The sequence below is a fragment of the Streptomyces sp. NPDC005435 genome, from assembly GCF_040703155.1.
Lineage (GTDB): Bacteria > Actinomycetota > Actinomycetes > Streptomycetales > Streptomycetaceae > Streptomyces.
On the sequence record NZ_JBEXEQ010000004.1, the window covers coordinates 139,539 to 159,105 of the forward strand.

At 73.3% G+C, this 19,567-nt stretch carries 14 protein-coding genes; 2 read left to right on the forward strand and 12 right to left on the reverse strand.

What is annotated here, in order from left to right:
• Window positions 1–113 precede the first annotated feature (113 nt).
• The 3 genes from AB0898_RS07015 to AB0898_RS07025 form a co-directional block, all read right to left on the reverse strand.
• Complete coding sequence (locus tag AB0898_RS07015) at window positions 114–1,208, reverse strand: chaplin family protein (protein WP_366801786.1); 1,095 nt, start codon at window positions 1,206–1,208, stop codon at window positions 114–116.
• A gap of 121 nt (window positions 1,209–1,329) precedes the next feature.
• On the reverse strand, window positions 1,330–1,557 hold the full coding sequence (locus tag AB0898_RS07020; protein ID WP_199585860.1) for a chaplin: 228 nt from the start codon (window positions 1,555–1,557) through the stop codon (window positions 1,330–1,332).
• A 294-nt stretch (window positions 1,558–1,851) separates the two neighbouring features.
• On the reverse strand, window positions 1,852–2,262 hold the full coding sequence (locus tag AB0898_RS07025; RefSeq protein ID WP_366801788.1) for a rodlin: 411 nt from the start codon (window positions 2,260–2,262) through the stop codon (window positions 1,852–1,854).
• Between the two features lie 259 nt (window positions 2,263–2,521).
• Here AB0898_RS07025 and AB0898_RS07030 point away from each other — a divergent pair, with 259 nt between their 5' ends.
• The gene (locus AB0898_RS07030) at window positions 2,522–2,932 is read left to right on the forward strand and encodes a rodlin (protein ID WP_366801789.1); all 411 of its coding nucleotides are present in this window, start codon (window positions 2,522–2,524) and stop codon (window positions 2,930–2,932) included.
• 270 nt (window positions 2,933–3,202) lie between these two features.
• The gene (locus AB0898_RS07035; protein ID WP_366801790.1) at window positions 3,203–3,610 is read left to right on the forward strand and encodes a rodlin; all 408 of its coding nucleotides are present in this window, start codon (window positions 3,203–3,205) and stop codon (window positions 3,608–3,610) included.
• Window positions 3,611–3,724: 114 nt separating this feature from the next.
• On the opposite strand, the gene AB0898_RS07040 is transcribed toward AB0898_RS07035, so the two are convergent.
• From AB0898_RS07040 to iolB, 9 genes are all read right to left on the reverse strand, one after another.
• On the reverse strand, window positions 3,725–4,588 hold the full coding sequence (locus AB0898_RS07040) for an ABC transporter permease (RefSeq protein ID WP_366801791.1): 864 nt from the start codon (window positions 4,586–4,588) through the stop codon (window positions 3,725–3,727).
• Window positions 4,585–7,224: a CocE/NonD family hydrolase gene (locus AB0898_RS07045; protein ID WP_366801792.1), complete on the reverse strand. Its 2,640-nt coding sequence runs from the start codon at window positions 7,222–7,224 to the stop codon at window positions 4,585–4,587. The genes AB0898_RS07040 and AB0898_RS07045 overlap by 4 nt, the downstream gene beginning before the upstream one ends.
• Before the next feature lie 124 nt (window positions 7,225–7,348).
• Window positions 7,349–8,749, reverse strand: a complete 1,401-nt coding sequence (locus AB0898_RS07050) for an APC family permease (protein WP_366801793.1) — start codon at window positions 8,747–8,749, stop codon at window positions 7,349–7,351.
• A gap of 299 nt (window positions 8,750–9,048) precedes the next feature.
• The gene (locus tag AB0898_RS07055; protein ID WP_366801794.1) at window positions 9,049–12,318 is read right to left on the reverse strand and encodes a hypothetical protein; all 3,270 of its coding nucleotides are present in this window, start codon (window positions 12,316–12,318) and stop codon (window positions 9,049–9,051) included.
• 2 nt (window positions 12,319–12,320) lie between these two features.
• Complete coding sequence (locus AB0898_RS07060) at window positions 12,321–14,150, reverse strand: HSP90 family protein (RefSeq protein ID WP_366801795.1); 1,830 nt, start codon at window positions 14,148–14,150, stop codon at window positions 12,321–12,323.
• 69 nt (window positions 14,151–14,219) lie between these two features.
• Entirely contained in the window at window positions 14,220–15,194 is a 975-nt protein-coding gene (locus tag AB0898_RS07065) for a hypothetical protein (protein ID WP_366801796.1), read from the reverse strand.
• 161 nt (window positions 15,195–15,355) lie between these two features.
• A complete protein-coding gene (gene mmsA, locus AB0898_RS07070; RefSeq protein ID WP_366801797.1) occupies window positions 15,356–16,858 on the reverse strand; it encodes a CoA-acylating methylmalonate-semialdehyde dehydrogenase in 1,503 nt (500 codons plus the stop codon).
• Window positions 16,859–16,874: 16 nt separating this feature from the next.
• On the reverse strand, window positions 16,875–18,794 hold the full coding sequence (gene iolD, locus AB0898_RS07075; protein ID WP_366801798.1) for a 3D-(3,5/4)-trihydroxycyclohexane-1,2-dione acylhydrolase (decyclizing): 1,920 nt from the start codon (window positions 18,792–18,794) through the stop codon (window positions 16,875–16,877).
• Window positions 18,749–19,564 carry a 5-deoxy-glucuronate isomerase gene (gene iolB, locus AB0898_RS07080; protein WP_366801799.1) on the reverse strand — a complete coding sequence of 272 codons (816 nt, stop codon included), beginning with the start codon at window positions 19,562–19,564 and terminating at the stop codon, window positions 18,749–18,751. The genes iolD and iolB overlap by 46 nt, the downstream gene beginning before the upstream one ends.
• Window positions 19,565–19,567 lie beyond the last annotated feature (3 nt).

Consider the following 19,567-nt stretch of genomic DNA (forward strand, 5'->3'; position numbering starts at 1 on the left):
GCGTGGCGGGGCCCCGGAGGATCTCCGGCGCTGAAGGATTCGGTACGGCGCCGTGGCGGTACGGCGCCGCGTGCCGCCGGTGTGCCGGGCGCTCGGGTCCGGCACCCGGCGCACTACCGACGGGAGGCTGCCCGGCCTCGCCGGAACAGCACCGCACCGGCCGCGATCAGCACGGCACCGGCGGCCGAGGCGCCGATCAGGAGCTTCTCCTGTCCACCGGTGTGCGGAAGGGACGGCTTGTGCGGGTGGTGGTGCCCGCCGTGGGGCGGAGGCGTGTGCGGCGGGTGCGTGTGCGGCGGCGGAGTGTGGGGCGGGGGCGAGGTGTGCGGCGGGTGCGTGTGCGGAGGCGGTGTGCTCTCCTCGCCACCGTAGGGCGGCGGAGTGCTGTGGTGCGGCGGAGGCGTGGATTCCTCACCGCCGTACGGAGGCGGAGTGGTCTCCTCGCCACCGTAGGGCGGCGGAGTGCTGTGGTGCGGCGGAGGCGTGGTCTCCTCACCGCCGTAGGGCGGCGGCGTGGTCTCGTCGTCGTCGCCGTACGAGGGCGGAGTGGTCTCGTCGTCGTCCCCGTAGGACGGCGGCTTGGTCTCGTGGCCGCCGTACGCGGGCGGCGCGGTCGTCTCGTCGTCGTCCCCGTAGGAAGCGGGGGGCTTGGTCTCGTCGTCGCCGCCGTAGGCGGGCGGCGGCGTCGTCTCGTCCTCGTCGTCATCACCGTACGACGCGGGCGGTTTCGTCTGGTGGTGGCCGTAGGACGGCGGGGTGGTCTCGTCCTCGTCGTCGTCACCGTACGAGGCGGGAGCGGTCGTCTCGTCGTGGCCGTACGACGCGGGCGGTGTCGTCGCGGGCGCGGTGGTCGCGTGGCCGTAGGCGGGCGGCGGGGTGGTGTGGCCGCCGGAGCCGTAGCCGGAGTCGTCCGAGTCGTCGGAGTCGTCGGCACCGTAGGAGCCGTGGTGGCCGGCGCTCTTGCCGGTGACGCAGGACTCGGCGAGGGCCGGGTCCAGCGCGGCGGAGACGTCGACGGTGTTGCCGCAGATGGTGACCGGGACGTGGACCGGTACGTGAAGGGTGTTGCCGGACAGTGCGCCGGGCGAGCGCTGTCCCGCGCCCGGCGCTCCCGAATCGGCGAGCGCCTGACTGCCGTACAAGGACAGCACGCCGGTCGCGGCCGCGGCGGCGGCCACGACGATGCCCTTGCTGAGGGTCTGTCTCACTCTCGTGGTCTTCCTGCTCGAAGAAGTGGGAAGGCCGGCCCCGGAACGCAGATTCGAAGGGATCGACGGTCCGGGGCCGGCCTGAACGCAGCCGTGCGGCTGGTGCCTTGCGGCGGTGGCGTCAGCCGTTGACGCAGGCGTTGCCGAACGCCGGGTTCAGCAGCGCGATGACGTTGACCGAGTTGCCGCAGACGTTGATCGGAACGTGGACCGGGATCTGGACGACGTTGCCCGACAGGACACCCGGCGAACCGACGGCCGCACCCTCGGCACCGGCGTCGGCGAAGGCGGGGGCCGCCCCGCCCAGGGCCAGGATGGCGCCGACGACGACAGCAGCGGTCTTCTTCATGGTGTTTCCCTTCTCTGCGGTCATGTCCTTATGTCGGCCGAAACCGAGCGAGCACAGCTTGAACGGCTCGCACCATGACCGGCAGGCTGTGAAACGAGGGATAGACAGCCGAGGAAACCATGGAACGCGCGCCGCCCCTCAATTCACTCGAACGCCTCCACGGAATTGACAGGTTGGCGGAGTCGGGGAGGATTCGACGGGGGCGGAAATCGCGGAATATCGCGGGAAACGGCGAAGGCCGCCCCCGGAAGGGAGCGGCCTTCGGTGCGGGCCGGCGAACCGGCCCGGTGGGCGTCAGTTGTTGCCGACGCCGTTGCCCGCGAGGACCGAGATGTCCTCCACCAGGTGGGAGAGCGGCTCGTCGTTCTTCGCCTGGGTGGAGTTCTCCGCGCACTGCTGGTTCTGCGGCGAGGACAGCACCGGGATGTCCTGGACACCGACGTTGACCAGCGCGAGGACCGACTGGACGTCCGCCTTGACGGGCAGGCCGACGCAGAGCTTGTTCAGCGAGCTCTGGACCAGGGTGGCCTGCGGGCTGAGGTTGCCGCCGGTGACGTTGTTGCCGAACGCCTCCGAGGCGCCGTTGCCGCTCAGCGACGTGGTGCCGGTGTCGTTTCCGATGGCGAGAGCCTGGGGGGCGGCAGCCGCCGACACCCCGATGAAGGACGCGGCGACCGCGGCCGCGGCCATTGCCTTCTTCAGCATTTCGCTTTCCTCTTTCCCTGGCTCCACGCCAAGACGCACGTTCCTGTCCGGCATCAACCCCGGGGCGGCGGAATGGTTGCGGTATGTCACCCGATCGGATTTCGGCGCGGCACGGAGTGGATACGGATTTCCCTTGGGAAACCGGGCTTTCGGCCGTATCCCGTGTGGGCCATCGGAGTGAACGGGAGGAACCCCGCGGCAGGCGGGGCAGTTGAGCCGGGCACTCCGGTGACGGGGTTTCTCCAGAAGGGAATCGCAAGTGATCAAGAAGGTTCTGGCCGCCGCCGCGGTCGCCGCCTCCGTTGTCGGTGCGTCCGCCGCTGCCGCGTCGCCGGCCCTGGCCATCGGCAACGACACGGGCACCACCTCGTTCAGCGGAAACGGTGCTTCGCAGGCGTTCGGCAACTCCGCCACGTACGGCAACATGAGCCCGCAGATGGCGCTCATCCAGGGCTCGCTGAACAAGCCCTGCATCGGTCTGCCCGCGAAGGTCAACGCCCAGTCCCTGGTGGGTCTGCTCAACGTCGGCGTGCAGGACATCCCGATCCTGTCCTCGCCGCAGAACCAGCAGTGTGTCGAGAACTCGACCCAGGCCAAGGGCGACGAGCCGCTGTCGCACATCCTGGACGACATCTCCGCGCTGTCCGGCAACGGCGCCGGCAACAACTGATCAGTCACTGATCCGGGGATGTCCGGGGCCCCTCGCGGGCCCCGCGTGGCGGGCCGCCGAGCGATCGGCGGCCCGTCGGCATGTCCGGACACCGGTGAACTCGCTTGCGGGTCAAGGCACTTGGGCGTGACTCCACGAACGAGGGGGCGCTTGTTAACTCATCGCACTGCGCTGCCCCGTTAGGGGCACAGACCGCAACCCCGGTGTCCGCCGCCCCGTTGACGATCACGCAACTCCTCCCCGGAGTCCGCCTTTCGAAAGGGAACGCACATGAAGAAGCTGTGGGCAACCGCGGCTGTCGCCGCCTCCGTCGCCGGTCTCGCGGGCGTGGCCGCCCCGCAGGCCCTCGCCATCGGTGACGACCACGGCACCACCTCGTTCAGCGGAAACGGCGCCTCGCAGTCGTTCGGCAACTCGGCCACCTTCGGCGACATGAGCCCGCAGCTCGCGCTGGTCCAGGGCTCGCTGAACAAGCCGTGCATCGGCCTGCCCGCGAAGCTCAACGCCCAGTCGGTGCTGGCCCTGGTCAACGTCGGCGTCCAGGACATCCCGATCCTGTCCTCGCCGCAGAACCAGCAGTGCGTGGAGAACTCCACCCAGGCCAAGGGCGACGAGCCGCTCTCGCACATCCTGGACGACATCTCCGCCCTGTCCGGCAACGGCGCCGCCAACCGCTGATCGAGCCCGTACCGCGACGGCGGGCCACCGGTTTCCCCGGTGGCCCGCCGTTTCGTGTGCCCGGACACCTCGCCGTCCGGCCGCCCAAGTGCCTTGCGACACCCCGCCGGTGCGCTACGACACCACGTCCTTGCGGGCGAACCCCCGGAAGGCCAGGGCGAACAGGACGAGGGCGCAGGACACCGAGACCGAGGCGCCCTGGATCATCCCGGCCCACTCGGCGTGCGGCTGGAGCGCGTCCGCCCAGGCGAACTGCCAGTGCGCGGGCAGGAAGTCGCGCCAGTCGCCGAGCGCGGTGACGGCGTCCAGGACGTTGCCGACGATGGTCAGGCCCACCGCGCCGCCGACCGCGCCGAGCGGGGCGTCCGTACGGGTCGAGAGCCAGAACGCGAGCGCCGCGGTGACCAGTTGGGACACGAAGATGTACGCCACCGCGACCGCGAGGCGCTGGACCGCGACGCCCGGCTCCAGCGCGCCGCCGGTGGGGATGCGCAGCGGGCCCCAGCCGTAGGCGGCGGTGCCCGCGACGAGGGCGACGGCGGGCAGCAGCACCATCGCGGCCAGGCTCATCCCGAGCCCGACGACCAGCTTCGACCACAGCAGCCGTACCCGGGGCACGGGCGCGGCGAGCAGATAGCGCAGCGAGGACCAGTTCGCCTCGGAGGCCACCGTGTCGCCGCAGAACAGGGCGACCGGGATGACCAGCAGGAAGCCCGCCGAGACGAACAGGGCGACGGCGGCGAAGTTGGCGCCGGAGTCGGTGGCCGTGGCCATCAGGGTGATCCGGGAGCTGCGGGCGCCGGGCTCGCCGCCGATGGCGAAGGCGCCGAGCAGCACGAACGGCAGCGCGGTCAGCAGCAGGCCCATGACCAGCGTGCGGCGGCGTTTGAGCTGGCGGATCAGCTCCACGCGCACGGGCAGGGTGCGGACGGGGCGGTAGCCGGGTGCCGTGTCCGCGCCCGGGGTGAGCGTGCTCACGGGGTGCCTCCGATCAGGGTGAGGAAGGCGTCTTCCAGGCGCCGGTGCGGGCCGACGGAGGCGACGGGCACCTCCAGGCGGACCAGGTCCACGACGAGGGCCTCGGCGGTGGCGCCGGGCTCCAGGCGGACGAGCATGCCGTCCTCGGTGCGTACGGCGGAGGCGACGCCGGGCAGGGCGGCCACCTTCTCCACCAGCGGCTCGCGCACCGGCGATCCGGTGCCGACCAGGAGGGTGTCGCCGGCGCCGATGATGTCGCGGACCGGGCCCGCCTGGACGAGCCGGCCCCGGTCCATCACCACGAGGTGGGTGCAGGACTGCTCGACCTCGGCGAGGAGATGGCTGGAGACGATGACCGTGCGGCCGGCCGCCGCGTAGCGGATCGTCACCTCGCGCATCTCGCGGATCTGGGGCGGGTCGAGGCCGTTGGTGGGCTCGTCCAGGATGAGCAGGTCGGGCAGGCCGAGCATGGCCTGGGCGATGGCCAGGCGCTGGCGCATGCCCTGGGAGTAGGTGCGCACCGCGCGGTCCAGGGCGTCGCCGAGGCCCGCGATCTCCAGGGCCTCGGCGAGGTGGGCGTCCTCGGCGGGGCGGCCGGTGGCCCGCCAGTACAGCTCCAGGTTCTCCCGCCCGGACAGGTGGGGCAGGAAGCCCGCGCCCTCCACGAAGGCGCCGACCCGGGAGAGGACGGGGGCGCCGGGGCGTACGGCGTGGCCGAAGACGCGGATCTCGCCCGCGTCGGGCCGGATGAGGCCCATCAGCATGCGCAGGGTGGTGGTCTTGCCCGCGCCGTTGGGGCCGAGCAGGCCGAGGACCTGGCCCTTCTCGACGCGGAAGGACAGGTCGCGTACGGCGTACCTCTCGGCGGAGCCCGCGTAGCGCTTGCTCAAGTCGCCGATCACGAGCGGGACTTCGGCCAGCTCCGGGTCGGGGGCGGGGGCGCCGGCGGAGCGGCGGGCGGTGAGCAGGAGGGCGGCGGCCAGGGCGGCGCCCGCGAGCGGCAGCCACCAGACCCAGGCGGGGAGCGGGGTCCGGGCGCTGGTGACGCCGGGGGCGGTGGGCACGCTCAGGGCGCCCTTGAGCGAGACGGTGTAGGTCGCCGGGGCGGTCGGGGAGGCGTAGGCGAGGTCGGTGGAGGCGAGGACCAGGCGGAGCCGGTGGCCCTTCTGCACCTCGTGGTCGACGGCCGGGAGGGTGACCGTGACGTCCTTGCCGGCGCGGGCGCCGGTGACGCGCAGGGGCGTGACCAGCTGGGAGGGCAGGACGCGGGTGCCGCCGGGGCCGACGTCGTAGAGCTTGGCGAAGAGCACCGCGTCGTCGGAGGTGGACTTCACGTGGACGCGTGCGGTGGGCGAGCCGGTGACGCGGAGCGTGGAGCGCAGCGGGGCGGAGGAGAAGTGGGCGTTCTGGCCGTCGAAGTCGAGGGAGACGCCGTTGCCGAGGGCGGAGAGCCGGGCCAGGCTGCCGAGGCCGGGCAGCGCGGAGACGGCGGGCGGGCCCGCGCCGGCCGGGTTGGCGACGTGCTGGGTCTTGCCGGTGAGCTTGACGGTGTGCGGGTGGGAGCGGAGGCCGGGGTAGGCGCTCGCGCTCGCGCCGCGCAGCTGGACGGTGCCGTCGGTGGAGTCGACGCCGCCGGTGCGGGTGACGCGGAAGGCGGGGCCGGTGGCGGTGGACTTCTCGTCCTTGAGGTAGCGGTCGAACCAGGAGCGCATCCGGGCGCGGACGCGGTCGGTCTCGTTGTCGCCGCCGTCGTGGCCGCCGGAGATCCAGTCGAGCTTGACGGGGGCGCCGTTGGCCTTGATCGCCCGTTCGGCCGCGTCGGACTGGGCGAGGGTGAACAGGGAGTCGGTCTGGCCCTGGAAGAGGAGGGTGGGCACCTTGATGCGGGCGGCGACGGCGGAGGGGGAGCGTTCCTCCAGGAGGCGGCGGGCCTCGGCGTCCGGGACGCCGGACTGGGCGACGCGCTGGTACATCCGGCACAGGGCGGGCTCGAAGTCGTCGCAGCCGCCGCCGGAGCTGAAGAAGACCCCGGCCCACAGCTTCTTGAACACGCCGTCGGGGAACAGGGCGTCGGCGAGGTTCCAGTAGGTGACGGCGGGGGCGATGGCGTCGACGCGGTGGTCGTACCCGGCGGCGAGCAGGGAGATGGCTCCGCCGTAGGAGGCACCGGCCATGCCGACGCGGGGGTCGCCGGGGGCGTCGAGGCGGACCTCGGGGCGCTTGGCGAGCCAGTCGATGAGCTGGGAGACGTCCTTGACCTCGTGCTGCGGGTCGTTCAGGCCGATCTCGCCGGTGGAGCGGCCGAAGCCGCGCGCGGACCAGGTGAGAACCGCGTAGCCGTGCCGGGCCAGGTCCTCGGCCTGGCCGCGCATGTCCTTCTTGCTGCCGCCGAAGCCGTGGGCGAGCAGGACGGCGGGGCGGCGGCCGGGGCGGCCGTCGGTGAAGAAGGAGGTGGTCAGCCGGGTGCCGTCGGCGGTGGTCAGCTTCTGGTTGACCTGGTGCACGCGGGGGGTGTCGTCGCCGGAGGCGGTCGCCGTCCAGGTTCCGGCGGCCGCGAGGAGCACGGCGGCGGCGAGGGCGGCGGCCGCCCGGCGCGGCCCCTTCAGGAGCCGCGCCACGGGCACTCGAAGATCCATGTCCCCACCGTACGGGCCCCGGGCGGCGGCGGACGGCGCCGCCGGGCTGAACCCCCGGCCCTCCCCGGGGAGTACGCGTCCGGCCGGGTGTACCGCGAGCGCGGTACGCGGTGGGGCGCCCGGCTCAGGGGCGGGTGTCCTCGGGGAGGGAGACGAGCCAGTGGGTGGCGGCGCGGGGGCGGAGGTAGAGGGCCCAGTAGAGGGTGGCGACGGCGGTGATGCCGCCGGTCCACAAGAGGTAGCTGACGTCCTGCTGGGTGAGGACGTAGGTGAGGACGACGATGAGCAGGATCGGCATCGCGGGCCACAGCGGCATCCGCCAGGCGGGGGTGTGGCGGTGGGGGTCGCGGCGGCCCAGCAGGGCGGCGATGGCGACGAGCAGGTACATGGCGGTGACGGAGACGCCGGTGACGCCGTAGAGGGTGTCGAGGTCGACGAAGCAGAACAGCGCGCCGGGGACGCCGACGGCGAGGGTGGCGACCCAGGGGGAGCCGAAGCGGCCGAGCTTGGAGAAGAGGCTGTTGACCGGGGTGGGCCAGGCCTTGTCGCGGGCGGAGGCGAACAGGACGCGGGAGTTCTGGATGACCATCACGATGCCCGCGTTGACGATGGCGAGGGCGACGCAGAGGCTGACGAAGGTGCCGACGGCCGTGTTGGACCAGGCGGTGACCATGGCGCTGATGTCGCCGCCGGTCAGCTCCTTGAGGTCGGTGGCGCCCATGGTGATGGCGGCGACCGGCACCAGGATGATCACCGTGGAGATGGCGAGGGTGGCCAGGACGGTACGGGCCACGTCGCGGCGCGGGTGCTCCAGTTCCTCGGAGAGGTAGACGGCGGTCGAGAAGCCCTGGGTGACGAAGAGGGCGATGGCGAGTCCGGAGACGACCAGGACCCCGGTCACCGTGTCCGTGTGGCCGTGGGCGCCCGCGACCCGCATCGAGACGAGGCTGTCGAGCCCCCGGTGCGCGTGGGCGAAGCCGAGGACGGCGACGACGGCGGCCGCGATGACCTCCAGGACCAGGAAGATGCCGGTGATCCAGGCGTTGGCGCGCAGGTCGAGCAGTCCGGCGAGGGTGGCGAGCAGCATGACGCCGGCGCCGGTGAGCGAGGGGTCCAGGTGGACGACGGGGGCGAGGTAGTCGGCGGTGCCGATCGCGATGACGGGCGGCACGATCATGACGACCAGCAGGGAGAGCACGAAGACGAGCCAGCCGGTGAGCCGTCCGGCCAGCGTGGAGACCATGGCGTACTCGCCGCCCGCGCTCGGGATGAGGGTGCCCAGCTCGGCGTAGCAGAACGCCACGGCGATACAGAGCAGTGAGCCGATGGCGATGGTCAGCGCGGTGGCGGTGCCGAGGGTGCCGAAGAGGTCGGGGACGACGACGAAGAGGGTGGAGGCGGGGGTCACGCAGGAGAGCGTCAGCAGGGTGCCGCCGACGACGCCGATGGAACGCTTGAGCTTCTGGGGGCTGTCGGACGGCTGCCCGGGGGCGGCGTCCTCGGCGGGGCGGAGCGTGTCGGTCATGCGGCGGTCCGATCGACTCGTGCGGGCTCGGAAGGGAGCGCTATCGCCTCCGGCGGTTCGTGGCGTACGGCATGTCTCTCGCTCCTGGCGCGCATCGAACACCGACGAAAACCGGCGCGTCAATGGGTGTCCGGCAACGGAATCCGTAGGCGAATCCGGCTTTCGGTGAGGCGTGGGCGGACATCTCGCGGGTGGTTCCCCGCTTGTCACCGGTGCGGGAACCGCAGGTGCCGTACCAAAAAAAACCGGGCCCGGAAGCGGTTCGGCCGCTTCCGGGCCCGGGAGGGTACGGCCCGGGGTCAGTCCCCGGTGTCCAGCCGGGCCGCCAGGTCGGTCAGTTCCGCCGCCTCCTCGGTGTGGCCGAGGGCGGTCAGCCGGGCGGCGGCGGCCGTGAGGCGGGTGCGGGCGGGGGCGGGGCGTTCCAGGAAGAGGCCCTCCACGGCACCGGCGAACCGGACGCACTCGGCCCACTCGCCGGCGTGGTCCTTGTCCTCCCCCGGGTCGCCGAGCAGGCCGATGGCCTGCTCCAGGGCGGTCAGCGCGTTCTCGTTGTCCCCGGCGTAGGCGTGGACCCGGCCGTACTCGTAGGCCAGCGCGGTCTCCAGGGAGCGGAACCGGCCCCGGTGGCCGGTGGCGGCGGCCTCCTCGGCGAGCCGGCCCGCGTCGGCGAGCAGGGCGAGGGCGTCGGGCAGGCCGTCGGGGCCCCGGCGCTTGGCCTGGAGGCGGGCGATCTCGCGCAGGACGCCACTGAGCTGGTCGTGGCGCGGGTCCTCGGCGTGGACGGCGCGGACCTGCTCCGCGGCCTCGCGGGCGCGGTCGAACTCGCCGGCCTCGGCGAGCAGGACGGCCGTCTTGGCGGCGATCATCGCGTGGCTGTGCCGGTCGTCCTCCCAGCCGGCCGACTCCGCCGCGAGGAGGACGAACTCGACCGTGGCGGCCTTGAGGTCGCCGCCCGCGTGCAGGGCGTGGGCGCGGGTCAGGCGCAGCTGGGCCACGATCCGGTCGTTCACCTCCCCGGCCACGACGTCCGGTTCCCTCAGCAGGGAGTCGGTCAGGGCGATGCAGTCCTCTGCGCGGCCGAGGTCGAGGCTGAGCCGGGCCACGCCGGTGTAGGTGTGGAACGCGTCCGTGCGGTCGCCGTCGCGCAGGTCCAGCTCCGCCGAACGGGTCAGGTGCCGCAGCGCCTCCTCGTGGCGGCCGAGCCGCAGACACGCCTGGGCCAGATCGGCGTGGAGGCGGCTGGTGCCGTCCGTGTCGGCGGGCCACTCGGCGGCCAGGCGCAGCGCCTCGGCCAGGCTCTCGTGGGCGGCCCGGGCGTCGGAGAGGCCCAGCTGGAAGCGGCCGCGCAGGGCGAGTACGCGGTGCGGGTGCCAGGCGGGGCCGTCCTTGCCGAGCCGGTCGAGCAGGGCGTCGGTCTCGGCGACGGCGGCGGGCAGGTCGCCGGTGAGGGCGTGGGTGCTGGCCCGCAGCAGCAGGGCGCCGGAGACCTGTCCGGCGATGCCGTGCCGGTCGGCGAACGCGTACAGCAGGTCCACCTCGGCGCGCAGCGGCGCGAGGTGCTCCTCGCTGCCCGAGGCCTGCAGCCGCAGACCGAGCAGGGTCGCCCGCAACCGCAGCAGCCGGGCCTCCTGGTACGGGGCGAGCCCGGGCGTCTCCTCTTGGAGACGGACCACGGCCGCGTGGGCGCGGGTCAGCGCGGCGGTCCTCGCCGCGGCGGGGTCGGGGGCCGGGGCGGCGGCCGGGTGGGGAGCGTCGGCCGGGTCGGCGGGGGCGGGGGCGTCAGCCGGGTCGGTGACGGCGGCCGAGTCGGCGGTGTCAGCGGCGTCGGTGGCGTCGGCCGGGTCGGGGGCGTCAGCGGCGGTGGCGTCGGCCGAGTCGGGGGCGTCAGCGGCGGTGGCGTCGGCCGAGTCGGGGGCGTCAGCGGCGGTGGCGTCGGCCGAGTCGGGGGCATCGGCCCGGTCAGCGGAGTCGGCAGCGCCGGCCCGGTCGGGGGCATCGGGCCGGTCGGCAGCGTCGGCCAAGTCGGAGGCGTCAGCCGGATCGGAGGCGTCAGCCGAGCCGGTGGCGTCCCCCGGCCGGATCTCCGCGCGGGCCAGCAGGGCCGTGGCGCGGGAGAGGGTCGCGTGGGCCGGTTCGCCGGCCTCGTCGTACAGGGTGGCGGCCTCCTCGTGGAGGTGCGCGGCGGCGGCGTGGCGGTCCTTCGCGCCCGCCCGGTCCGCCTCGTGGTCCAGCAGGTCGGCGCGCAGCCGGGCGAGCGGGCCCACGGCCGGGTCGTCGGGGTGGACGTAGCCGGGGGCGGCGACGAGGGTGCGCAGCCGGGTCCAGTACACGCGGGCGTTCGGGTGCCCCAACTCGTCCAACTCCCTTGCCTTCAGGACGAGTTCAGGCAGTGACTCGGGGAGGCCCTCGGGGGTGGCGGGTGCGGCGGCCGACGCCGTGGGGGTCACCTCGTCCAGGGCGCGGGTGCGCAGGGTCAGTTCCAGCGCGTCCAGGAGCGGGGCGCGGTCGAGGCGGGTCCGGCGGCGGTCGGTGTGGGCGGTGGTGCCGTTGCGCGCGTCGAAGCGGGCGGCGAGGCCGTCGGCGCGGTCGCGCACCTCGGCGCGCAGGGCGCTCACCGTCCAGGTGCGGCCGGGGTATCCGGCGGCGGGCAGCTCGCCGTGGCCGAGGAGTTCGACGCGCTGGAGGAGGACCTCCACGCCGGTGAGGAAGTCGTACTGGTCCAGCGGCGAGTCCACCTCCTCGAACAGGCCGCGGTTCTCGGCGAGGAGTTCCAGGCCGCGCGCCTCGTTGCCGGTGAGGGCGCAGAACTCCAGGTGGCGGCCGACCTCGCCGGACATCGAGGGGTTGCGGCGGCACGCGCGGTAGCCGGCGAGGTGCAGGGCGCGGGCCCGGTCGGTCCGGCCGGTGCGCAGCAGGGGCAGCAGCGCGTACGAGATGGAGCGGGCCGGTTCCTCCTGGCAGGACTCCTTTCCGGCGAGGACGGGGTCCCAGGTGTCGAGCGCCCGCTCGTCGTGGCCGTCGGCCAGGTGGTACTGCGCCCGCTCGCAGATCTCGCAGGCCTCGCAGTCGCTCAGCTCGGTGCGGGTGCGGGCCGCCCACAGGTCGTGGGCGGGGCCGGCGTCCTCGCCGGTGTGGACGGCGAGCTGATAGGCCTGCGCGTAGTACGGCTGGAGGCCGTACCCCGCCTTCTCGTAGCGGTCGCGCATCTCGGTCAGCCACTGGCGCAGGCTCGCGAGGGGGATCTCGGGCAGGGCGCGCAGGGCGTTGGAGACCCACTTGAACCGCCAGAACAGCGTGTGGCGGGCGCGGGCGTCGAAGGCGTCGGGCTGCTCGTCGTAGAGGCTGAGCAGCCGGGCGAAGACGACGGGCGACTTACGGGGCTCGGCGCCGTAGGTGTAGGCCTCCTGGAGTTCCAGGAGGGCGTGGAAGAGCGGCAGGGGCTCGGCGAACTGCTCGGCGGCCTCGGCCAGTTCCTCGGCGGTGACGGTACGGGTGCGGCCGTAGGGGCGCTCGCCGTTCTCCTTCAGCGCCCGCAGCAGCTCGGCGGTGGTCTGGGGTGCGGTCGGCATCGTCAGCTGTCCTTGCGCAGGGCGTGGGCGAGAAGGTCGAGGAAGGAGCGGTTGATGAGGCTCGACTCGGCGGGGCGGAGCGGGCGCCGGGACAGCATCGCGGCCTGGCCGTAGAGGGCTTCGGCGCTGGTGCGGGCCAGTTCGGGTTCGTCGATGGTGACGGCGGTGCGCACCAGGGGGTTGAGCTGGTTGAGGATCAGCTGGGCGCGGGGGGCCTCCTGGCGCAGATGGCCGAGGATGTCACCCCACAGGCCGCCCTCCTGTTCGCGGGCGAGCTGGGAGCGGGTGCGCTCGTGGCGGGCCTCGCGGCTGTCGATCAGGAGGGCGGGGGCGGCGGCGGGCTGGAAGGTGCGCAGCGCGACGTCGCAGTCGAAGACGGCGAGGGCGTCGCGGGCCTGGGCGAGGTAGGAGGCGGCGGCGAGTTCCGTCTCGCGGTCGACGGGGTCGAGGTGGGCGGTGAGGGTCGCGGGGTCGAGGTCGGCGACCGTGACCTCGGGCCTGATCTCGGGGAGCCGGTGGACCAGTTCGCGGTCGTAGGTGTAACCGCCGTTGACGACGCCGAGTCCGGCGGCCGAGGCGATGGCCGCGACCTGCCGGAACTCCTCCACGCTGGAGGTGACGAGCACGGTGCGGTGGCTGCGCGCGAACTCGTCCAGGGTGGCGTGGCCGTCGGTGGTCTCGAACGGCAGCCAGGGCAGCAGCATCCGCAGGATCTCGTCGTCGTGCACGGCGAGGGACTTCACGGCCAGGTGGTGGACCTGGAGGAAGCGGCCGAGCAGCTCCGGGGCGCTGGCGGCGGTCCGCGCGAGCCAGGCGCGCAGCCGCTCGGCGAGGGCGTCGCGGACGGCGGCGAGGGTGTCGTCCTCGTACAGCGCCTCGCGCGACGCGGTCGGGCGCAGACTCTCGGCGTCGACCACGCAGCGCACGAAGAACGCCCACTCGGGCAGGATCTCCGCGGCCTGCTCGGACAGCAGCATGCCCTTCACGTGCACGCGGTGGCCGTGCCGGCGCCCGGCGGGCACCGCCTCGGGCAGCACGCACGCGATGCCCTTCAGGCCGACGGCGGGCAGGTCCAGCTCGATGGTGTCCAGCGGGGTGAACCCGAAGACCTGCTCGCCGTAGGCGGCCAGCGCGCGGTTGCGGGCTCCCGGCGTGGGGTGGGTACGGGCCCAGGGCGCGGGCTCGGGGTTGACCGGCACCGGGTCGCCCCTGCCGTCGTCGAAGGTGACGGGGTGGCGCAGCAGCGAGCCGAAGTGCCCGGCGAGCGACCGGACTTGGTCCGGCCGGGTCCACTCGCGGGCGTCGGGGCGCGGGGTCAGGGTGACGGTGGTGCCGGGCCGGGTGCGGGCGGAGGCGGGCAGGGTGCGGACGGTGTAGCTGCCGTCGCCCCGGCCGCGCCACTCCACGGCGGGGGCGCCGGGGGTACGGGCGCTGCGGCTCAGGACGTGGATCTCGTCCGCGACCAGGAAGCAGGAGAGCAGTCCGATGCCGAACTGGCCGATGTAGTCCGCGCGTTGCTCGGCGATCTTCTCCGCGCGCTTGCTGCTGCGGCCGATCGTGGCGAGGAAGGTGTGCACATCGGCCTCGGTGAGCCCGACCCCGTCGTCCTCGACGCGTACGGAGGAGCCGTCGGCGTAGAGCCGGATGCCGAACTCGCTTGCGGATGCGCCGGGTTGGAGGGCATGGCGGGCGGTCAGCGCGTCCACCGCGTTCTGCAGGAGTTCGCGCAGATAGACGCGGGGGCTGGAGTAGAGGTGGTGGGAGAGGAGGTCGACCAGGCCGCGCAGGTCCACCTGGAAGGTGCGGTCGGCGGCGGTGTCGTGCTGGGTCATCACAAAGTCCCGGGTGGGGTGTTCGGACGGGCGGAGGGCGCGGTGGAGCGGTGGGCGGCGGACCGCGGCTCAGGCCTGACGGCGGTAGTAGGCGTACATCCTTCTCGGCTGCGCCATGTACCGCCACGGCCACCGGGTGTACGCACCGCCCAGCGCGCGGAAGACGCGCGGGGCCACGACGCTCTCGTTGGACAGCGCCAGGGCCATGGCGAAGACGTTGAAGTCCTCCTGCCAGCCGAGGCGCCGCTCGTACGCGGGGTGGAGGATGCTGTGCAGGGCGGCTTCCCGCAGCTCGGTCTGGATGTGGAATTCCTTGAGGCTGTTCCTGTCGCCGGACTCCACCCACTCCTCGATGTGGGCCGTGGCGAGCACGCAGCCGAGGCGGTGGCCCTCCGGTGCGCGGTGGAACGCCTTGCGCGCGAACGCCAGGGCCTGGCCCGGCTTTCCGGTCCACCGGGGCTGCAGCTGTGACACCCACTCGTTGTGGGTCTCCAGGTCCAGCGGGTCGCGGCGGAGGGCGGCGTCGCGCCGGGCCCTGTTGACGACGGGCCCGAGCGACATGCCGCGCCCCGACCTCAGGAGCACGCGCCACGGGGTGATCCACTCCGGCCGCAGCTCGGCGGCCTCCAGGAGCTGTTCCTCGGCGATGCGCAGCCGCTCGAAGAAGACCTGCCACCGCTCCCGGGAGACCTGCGCGGCATCCGCCCTGGTGCGCGCCTCCCACCCCCAGCTCACATGCCGCGCCCCGGAGATCAGCAGGGCCGTCGCCCGGTGCTCCTCGTCCTCCTCGGCGGCCCGGCCGATCCAGTCCTGCACGCCGTTCACGGCCGCCAGCTCCTCCAGGACCTGGTGGTCGCGGCCGAGGTCGAAGGGGGCCAGCGCCTCCTTGACCGTCCCCCAGTCCCCGGCCCGGGCCCCCCGCACCGCCGCGCGCACCCGCGTGTCACCGAGTGCGTCGAGCCGGTACGCGCCGATCCGGCGCCGTGGCACCGCGTACGGATTCGCCTCCGGTCTCTCCCCGCCCCCGAACAGCCTGCCGAGCATGCCGCACCCTCCCCTGGTCCCGCTGATCGTCGGGGGCAGCATAGGCACCACCGGCCGTGCGGCCACAGGGTTTTCGGACGGCCGGCCCCGGCGTCCGGGGCCGGCCGTCACGCGGTACGGCTCGGTGGCCGGCGCTGCGGCTCAGCGGCCGGCGCTACGGCTCAGTGGTTGCGCGGGAAGCCCAGGTCCACGCCCGCCGGGGCGTCGGCGGGGTCGGGCCAGCGGGTGGTGACGACCTTGCCCCGGGTGTAGAAGTGCGTGCCGTCGTTGCCGTAGATGTGGTGGTCGCCGAAGAGGGAGTCCTTCCAGCCGCCGAAGGAGTGGTAGCCGACGGGGACCGGGATGGGCACGTTGACGCCGACCATGCCGGCCTCGACCTCCAGCTGGAAGCGGCGGGCGGCGCCGCCGTCGCGGGTGAAGATCGCGGTGCCGTTGCCGAAGGGCGAGGCGTTGATGAGCGCGATCCCCTCGTCGTAGGAGTCCACGCGCAGCACGGTCAGCACCGGGCCGAAGATCTCCTCCTGGTACGCCTTGGCGGTGACCGGCACCTTGTCGAGCAGGGAGATGCCGATCCAGTGGCCGTCCTCGTAGCCCTCGACGGTGTAGCCGGTGCCGTCGAGCACGACCTCGGCGCCCTCGGCGGCGGCGCCGGAGACGTAGGAAGCCACCTTGTCGCGGTGGGCCGCCGTGATCAGCGGGCCCATCTCGGAGGCGGGGTCGGTGCCGGGGCCGATCTTGATCTTCTCGGCGCGCTCGCGGATCTTCTCCACCAGCTCGTCGCCGATGGCGCCGACCGCGACGACCGCCGAGATGGCCATGCAGCGCTCGCCCGCGGAACCGTAAGCCGCCGAAACCGCAGCGTCCGCCGCCGCGTCCAGGTCGGCGTCCGGCAGGACCAGCATGTGGTTCTTGGCGCCGCCGAGCGCCTGGACGCGCTTGCCGTGGGCGGAGGCGGTGGTGTGGATGTAGCGGGCGATCGGGGTCGAGCCGACGAACGACACCGCCTGGACGTCCGGGTGCTCCAGGAGCCGGTCGACGGCCACCTTGTCGCCGTGCACGACGTTGAACACGCCGTCCGGCAGCCCCGCCTCGGCCAGCAGCTCGGCGATCTTGAGCGAGACCGACGGATCCTTCTCGGACGGCTTCAGCACGAAGGTGTTCCCGCACGCGACGGCGATCGGGAACATCCACATCGGCACCATGGCCGGGAAGTTGAACGGCGTGATGCCCGCGACGACACCGAGCGGCTGGCGGATCGAGGCCACGTCCACGTTGGTCGCGACCTGCGTCGACAGCTCGCCCTTGAGCTGCACGGTGATCCCGCAGGCCAGGTCCACGATCTCCAGCCCGCGCGCGACCTCGCCGAGCGCGTCGGAGTGCACCTTGCCGTGCTCGGCGGTGATCAGCGCGGCGATCTCGTCGCGGTGCTGGTCCAGCAGGGCGCGGAACGTGAAGAGGATGGAGGTGCGCTGGGCCAGCGAGGAGTGGCGCCAGGTCGCGAAGGCGTCCTTGGCGGCGGCGACCGCCGCGTCCACCTCCGCCACCGTGGCGAAGGCGACCTGGGTGGTGACCTCGCCGGTGGCCGGGTCGGTGACCGGGCCGTACGTACCGGACGCGCCCTCGGCGGTCTTGCCGCCGATCCAGTGGTTGACGGTCTTCGTCATGTCCTCGGGCTCCTTGTCACAGAGGGCGGCGGCGGGCCGACCGGTGCCGTTCGTACAGCTCGCGGGCCTTGACCGCGGACGGCCTGGTCGCGGTCTCGGCCACGGGAACATCCCACCAGGCCTCGGCCGGGGGCGCTCCCGACACACTGTCGGACGTTTCGGTCTCGACGTAGACACATGTGGGAGTGTCGGCGGCGCGCGCCTCGGCGAGGGCCGCCCGCAGCTCCCCCACCGTCCGCGCCCGCAGCACCCGCATCCCGAGGCTCGCCGCGTTGGCGGCGAGGTCCACGGGCAGCGGGGCACCGGTGTACGTGCCGTCGGGCGCGGTGTGGCGGTAGGCGGTGCCGAAGCGCTCGGCGCCGACCGACTCCGACAGGCCGCCGATGGACGCGTACCCGTGGTTCTGGATCAGCACCATCTTGAGCGCCACGCCCTCCTGCACGGCGGTGACGATCTCGGTCGGCATCATCAGATACGTCCCGTCGCCCACCAGCGCCCAGACGTTCCGGTGCGGCGCGGCGAGCTTCACGCCGAGGGCGGCCGGGATCTCGTAGCCCATGCAGGAGTAGCCGTACTCCAGGTGGTACTGGTCGCGGGAGCGGGCGCGCCAGAGTTTGTGCAGGTCGCCGGGGAGGGAGCCGGCGGCGTTGACGATGATGTCGCTCTCGTCCACCAGGGCGTCGAGCGCGCCGACGACCTGCGGCTGGGTCGGTACCGCGTCCGGGTCGGGGGCGGCGAAGCAGGCGTCGACGCGAGCCTCCCAGCGGGCCTTGCCCTCGGTGTACGCGGCCACATAGGTGTCCGGCACCCGGTGGTCGTGCATCTGAAGCGCCTCGGTCAGCTCGCCGAGCCCGCTGCGGGCGTCCGCGACCAGCGGGAGCCCCGCCATCTTGTGGCCGTCGTAGGGCGCGATGTTGAGGTTGAGGAAGCGCACGCCCGGCTGCTCGAAGAGGGTGCCGGAGGCGGTGGTGAAGTCGGTGTACCGGGTGCCGACGCCGATCACCAGGTCGGCGGCGCGGGCGAGTTCGTCGGCGGTGGCGGTGCCGGTGTGGCCGATGCCGCCCACGTCCTGCGGATGGTCGTACGCCAGGGACCCCTTGCCCGCCTGGGTGGAGGCGACCGGGATGCCGGTGACGGAGGCGAACTCGGCGAGGGCCTCCTCGGCGCGGCTGTGGTGGACCCCGCCGCCCGCGATCACGAGAGGGCGCCGGGCCTGCCTGACCGCCCTTACCGCTTCGGCGAGTTCGGTCGGGTCGGCCCCCGGCCGCCGTACGGTCCACACCCGTTCGGCGAAGAACTCCTCCGGCCAGTCGTACGCCTCCGCCTGCACGTCCTGCGGCAGCGCGAGGGTGACGGCGCCGGTCTCCACCGGGTCGGTGAGCACCCGTACGGCTGCCAGCGCGGCCGGGATCAGGGCCTCGGGGCGGGTGATCCGGTCGAAGTAGCGGGAGACCGGGCGCAGGGTGTCGTTCACCGACACGTCGCCCGCGTACGGGACTTCGAGCTGCTGGAGGACGGGGTCGGCGGGGCGGCCCGCGAACACGTCGCCGGGGAGGAGCAGGACGGGGAGGTGGTTGACGGTGGCGAGGGCGGCGCCGGTGACGAGGTTGGTCGCGCCGGGGCCGATGGAGGTCGTCACCGCGTGGGTGGAGAGACGGTTGGACTGGCGGGCGTAGCCGACGGCCGCGTGCACCATGGCCTGTTCGTTGCGGCCCTGGTGGTACGGCATCAAGTCGCCGTGTTCGACGAGGGCTTGGCCGATCCCGGCGACGTTGCCGTGCCCGAAGATGCCCCAGGTGGCGCCGATGAGCCGTCGTCGTTCGCCGTCGCGCTCGGTGTACTGGGCGGCGAGGAAGCGGACGAGCGCCTGCGCGACCGTGAGCCTGGTGGTCACTGGTACCCCCCTGTGTGGTCCGGGTGAAAGCGGATGCGCCATTCGCGGGTCGCGCCGGGGCCTGCCATCACGTTCAGGTAGTACATGGCGTGGCCGGGCTGGGCGATCGACGGGCCGTGCCAGCCGTCCGGGACGAGCACCGCGTCACCCGTGCGGACCTCGGCGAGCACGTCGGCGCCGCCTTCGCGGGAGGGGAAGACCCGCTGGTAGCCGAGGCCGCCGTCCTCGATCTCGAAGTAGTAGATCTCCTCCAGCTCGGACTCCTCGCCGGGCAGGTGCTCGTCGTGCTTGTGCGGCGGGTACGAGGACCAGTTGCCGCCGGGGGTGATCACCTCGACGGCGATGAGCCGGTCGCAGTCGAAGGTGCCGGCGGCGGCGAAGTTGCGCACCCTGCGGGCGCAGGTGCCGCTGCCGCGCTCTTCGACGGGGACCTCCGGCGCGGGGCCGTAGCGGGCGGGGAGTCGTCGCTCGCACTTCGCTCCTGCCAGGGCGAAGCGGCCTCCCGCGCCGGAGGCGATCTGGACCCGGGCGTCACGGGGTGCGTACGCGAAGTCGGTGACCTGCGCGAAAACGCTTTCCCGGCCCTGGATCAGGTATTTCTCATCATCAATTTGTACGGTACATGCACCCTGTAGAGGCAGCACGATCCACTCCGCGTCCCCGGTGTCGAAGGTATGCGCGGCACCGGGTTCCAGGTGGACGACGCGCAGGGCGGTGTGCGCCCAGCCGGGGCGGCCGGGGGCGATGTCCAGCGCGTACGGGCCGCTCGCCGCGGCTCCGGCGGGCAGATGCAGTCCTTCACTGGTCGTCATGCG

Coding starts and splice junctions, on each gene's coding strand:
- AB0898_RS07020 (WP_199585860.1), bottom strand. CDS start 1,557: ATGAAGAAGACCGCTGCTGTCGTCGTCGGCGCCATCCTGGCCCTGGGC.
- AB0898_RS07025 (WP_366801788.1), bottom strand. CDS start 2,262: ATGCTGAAGAAGGCAATGGCCGCGGCCGCGGTCGCCGCGTCCTTCATC.
- AB0898_RS07035 (WP_366801790.1), top strand. CDS start 3,203: ATGAAGAAGCTGTGGGCAACCGCGGCTGTCGCCGCCTCCGTCGCCGGT.
- AB0898_RS07045 (WP_366801792.1), bottom strand. CDS start 7,224: ATGGATCTTCGAGTGCCCGTGGCGCGGCTCCTGAAGGGGCCGCGCCGG.
- AB0898_RS07050 (WP_366801793.1), bottom strand. CDS start 8,749: ATGACCGACACGCTCCGCCCCGCCGAGGACGCCGCCCCCGGGCAGCCG.
- AB0898_RS07055 (WP_366801794.1), bottom strand. CDS start 12,318: ATGCCGACCGCACCCCAGACCACCGCCGAGCTGCTGCGGGCGCTGAAG.
- AB0898_RS07060 (WP_366801795.1), bottom strand. CDS start 14,150: ATGACCCAGCACGACACCGCCGCCGACCGCACCTTCCAGGTGGACCTG.
- AB0898_RS07065 (WP_366801796.1), bottom strand. CDS start 15,194: ATGCTCGGCAGGCTGTTCGGGGGCGGGGAGAGACCGGAGGCGAATCCG.
- mmsA (WP_366801797.1), bottom strand. CDS start 16,858: ATGACGAAGACCGTCAACCACTGGATCGGCGGCAAGACCGCCGAGGGC.
- iolD (WP_366801798.1), bottom strand. CDS start 18,794: ATGGCGCATCCGCTTTCACCCGGACCACACAGGGGGGTACCAGTGACC.
- iolB (WP_366801799.1), bottom strand. CDS start 19,564: ATGACGACCAGTGAAGGACTGCATCTGCCCGCCGGAGCCGCGGCGAGC.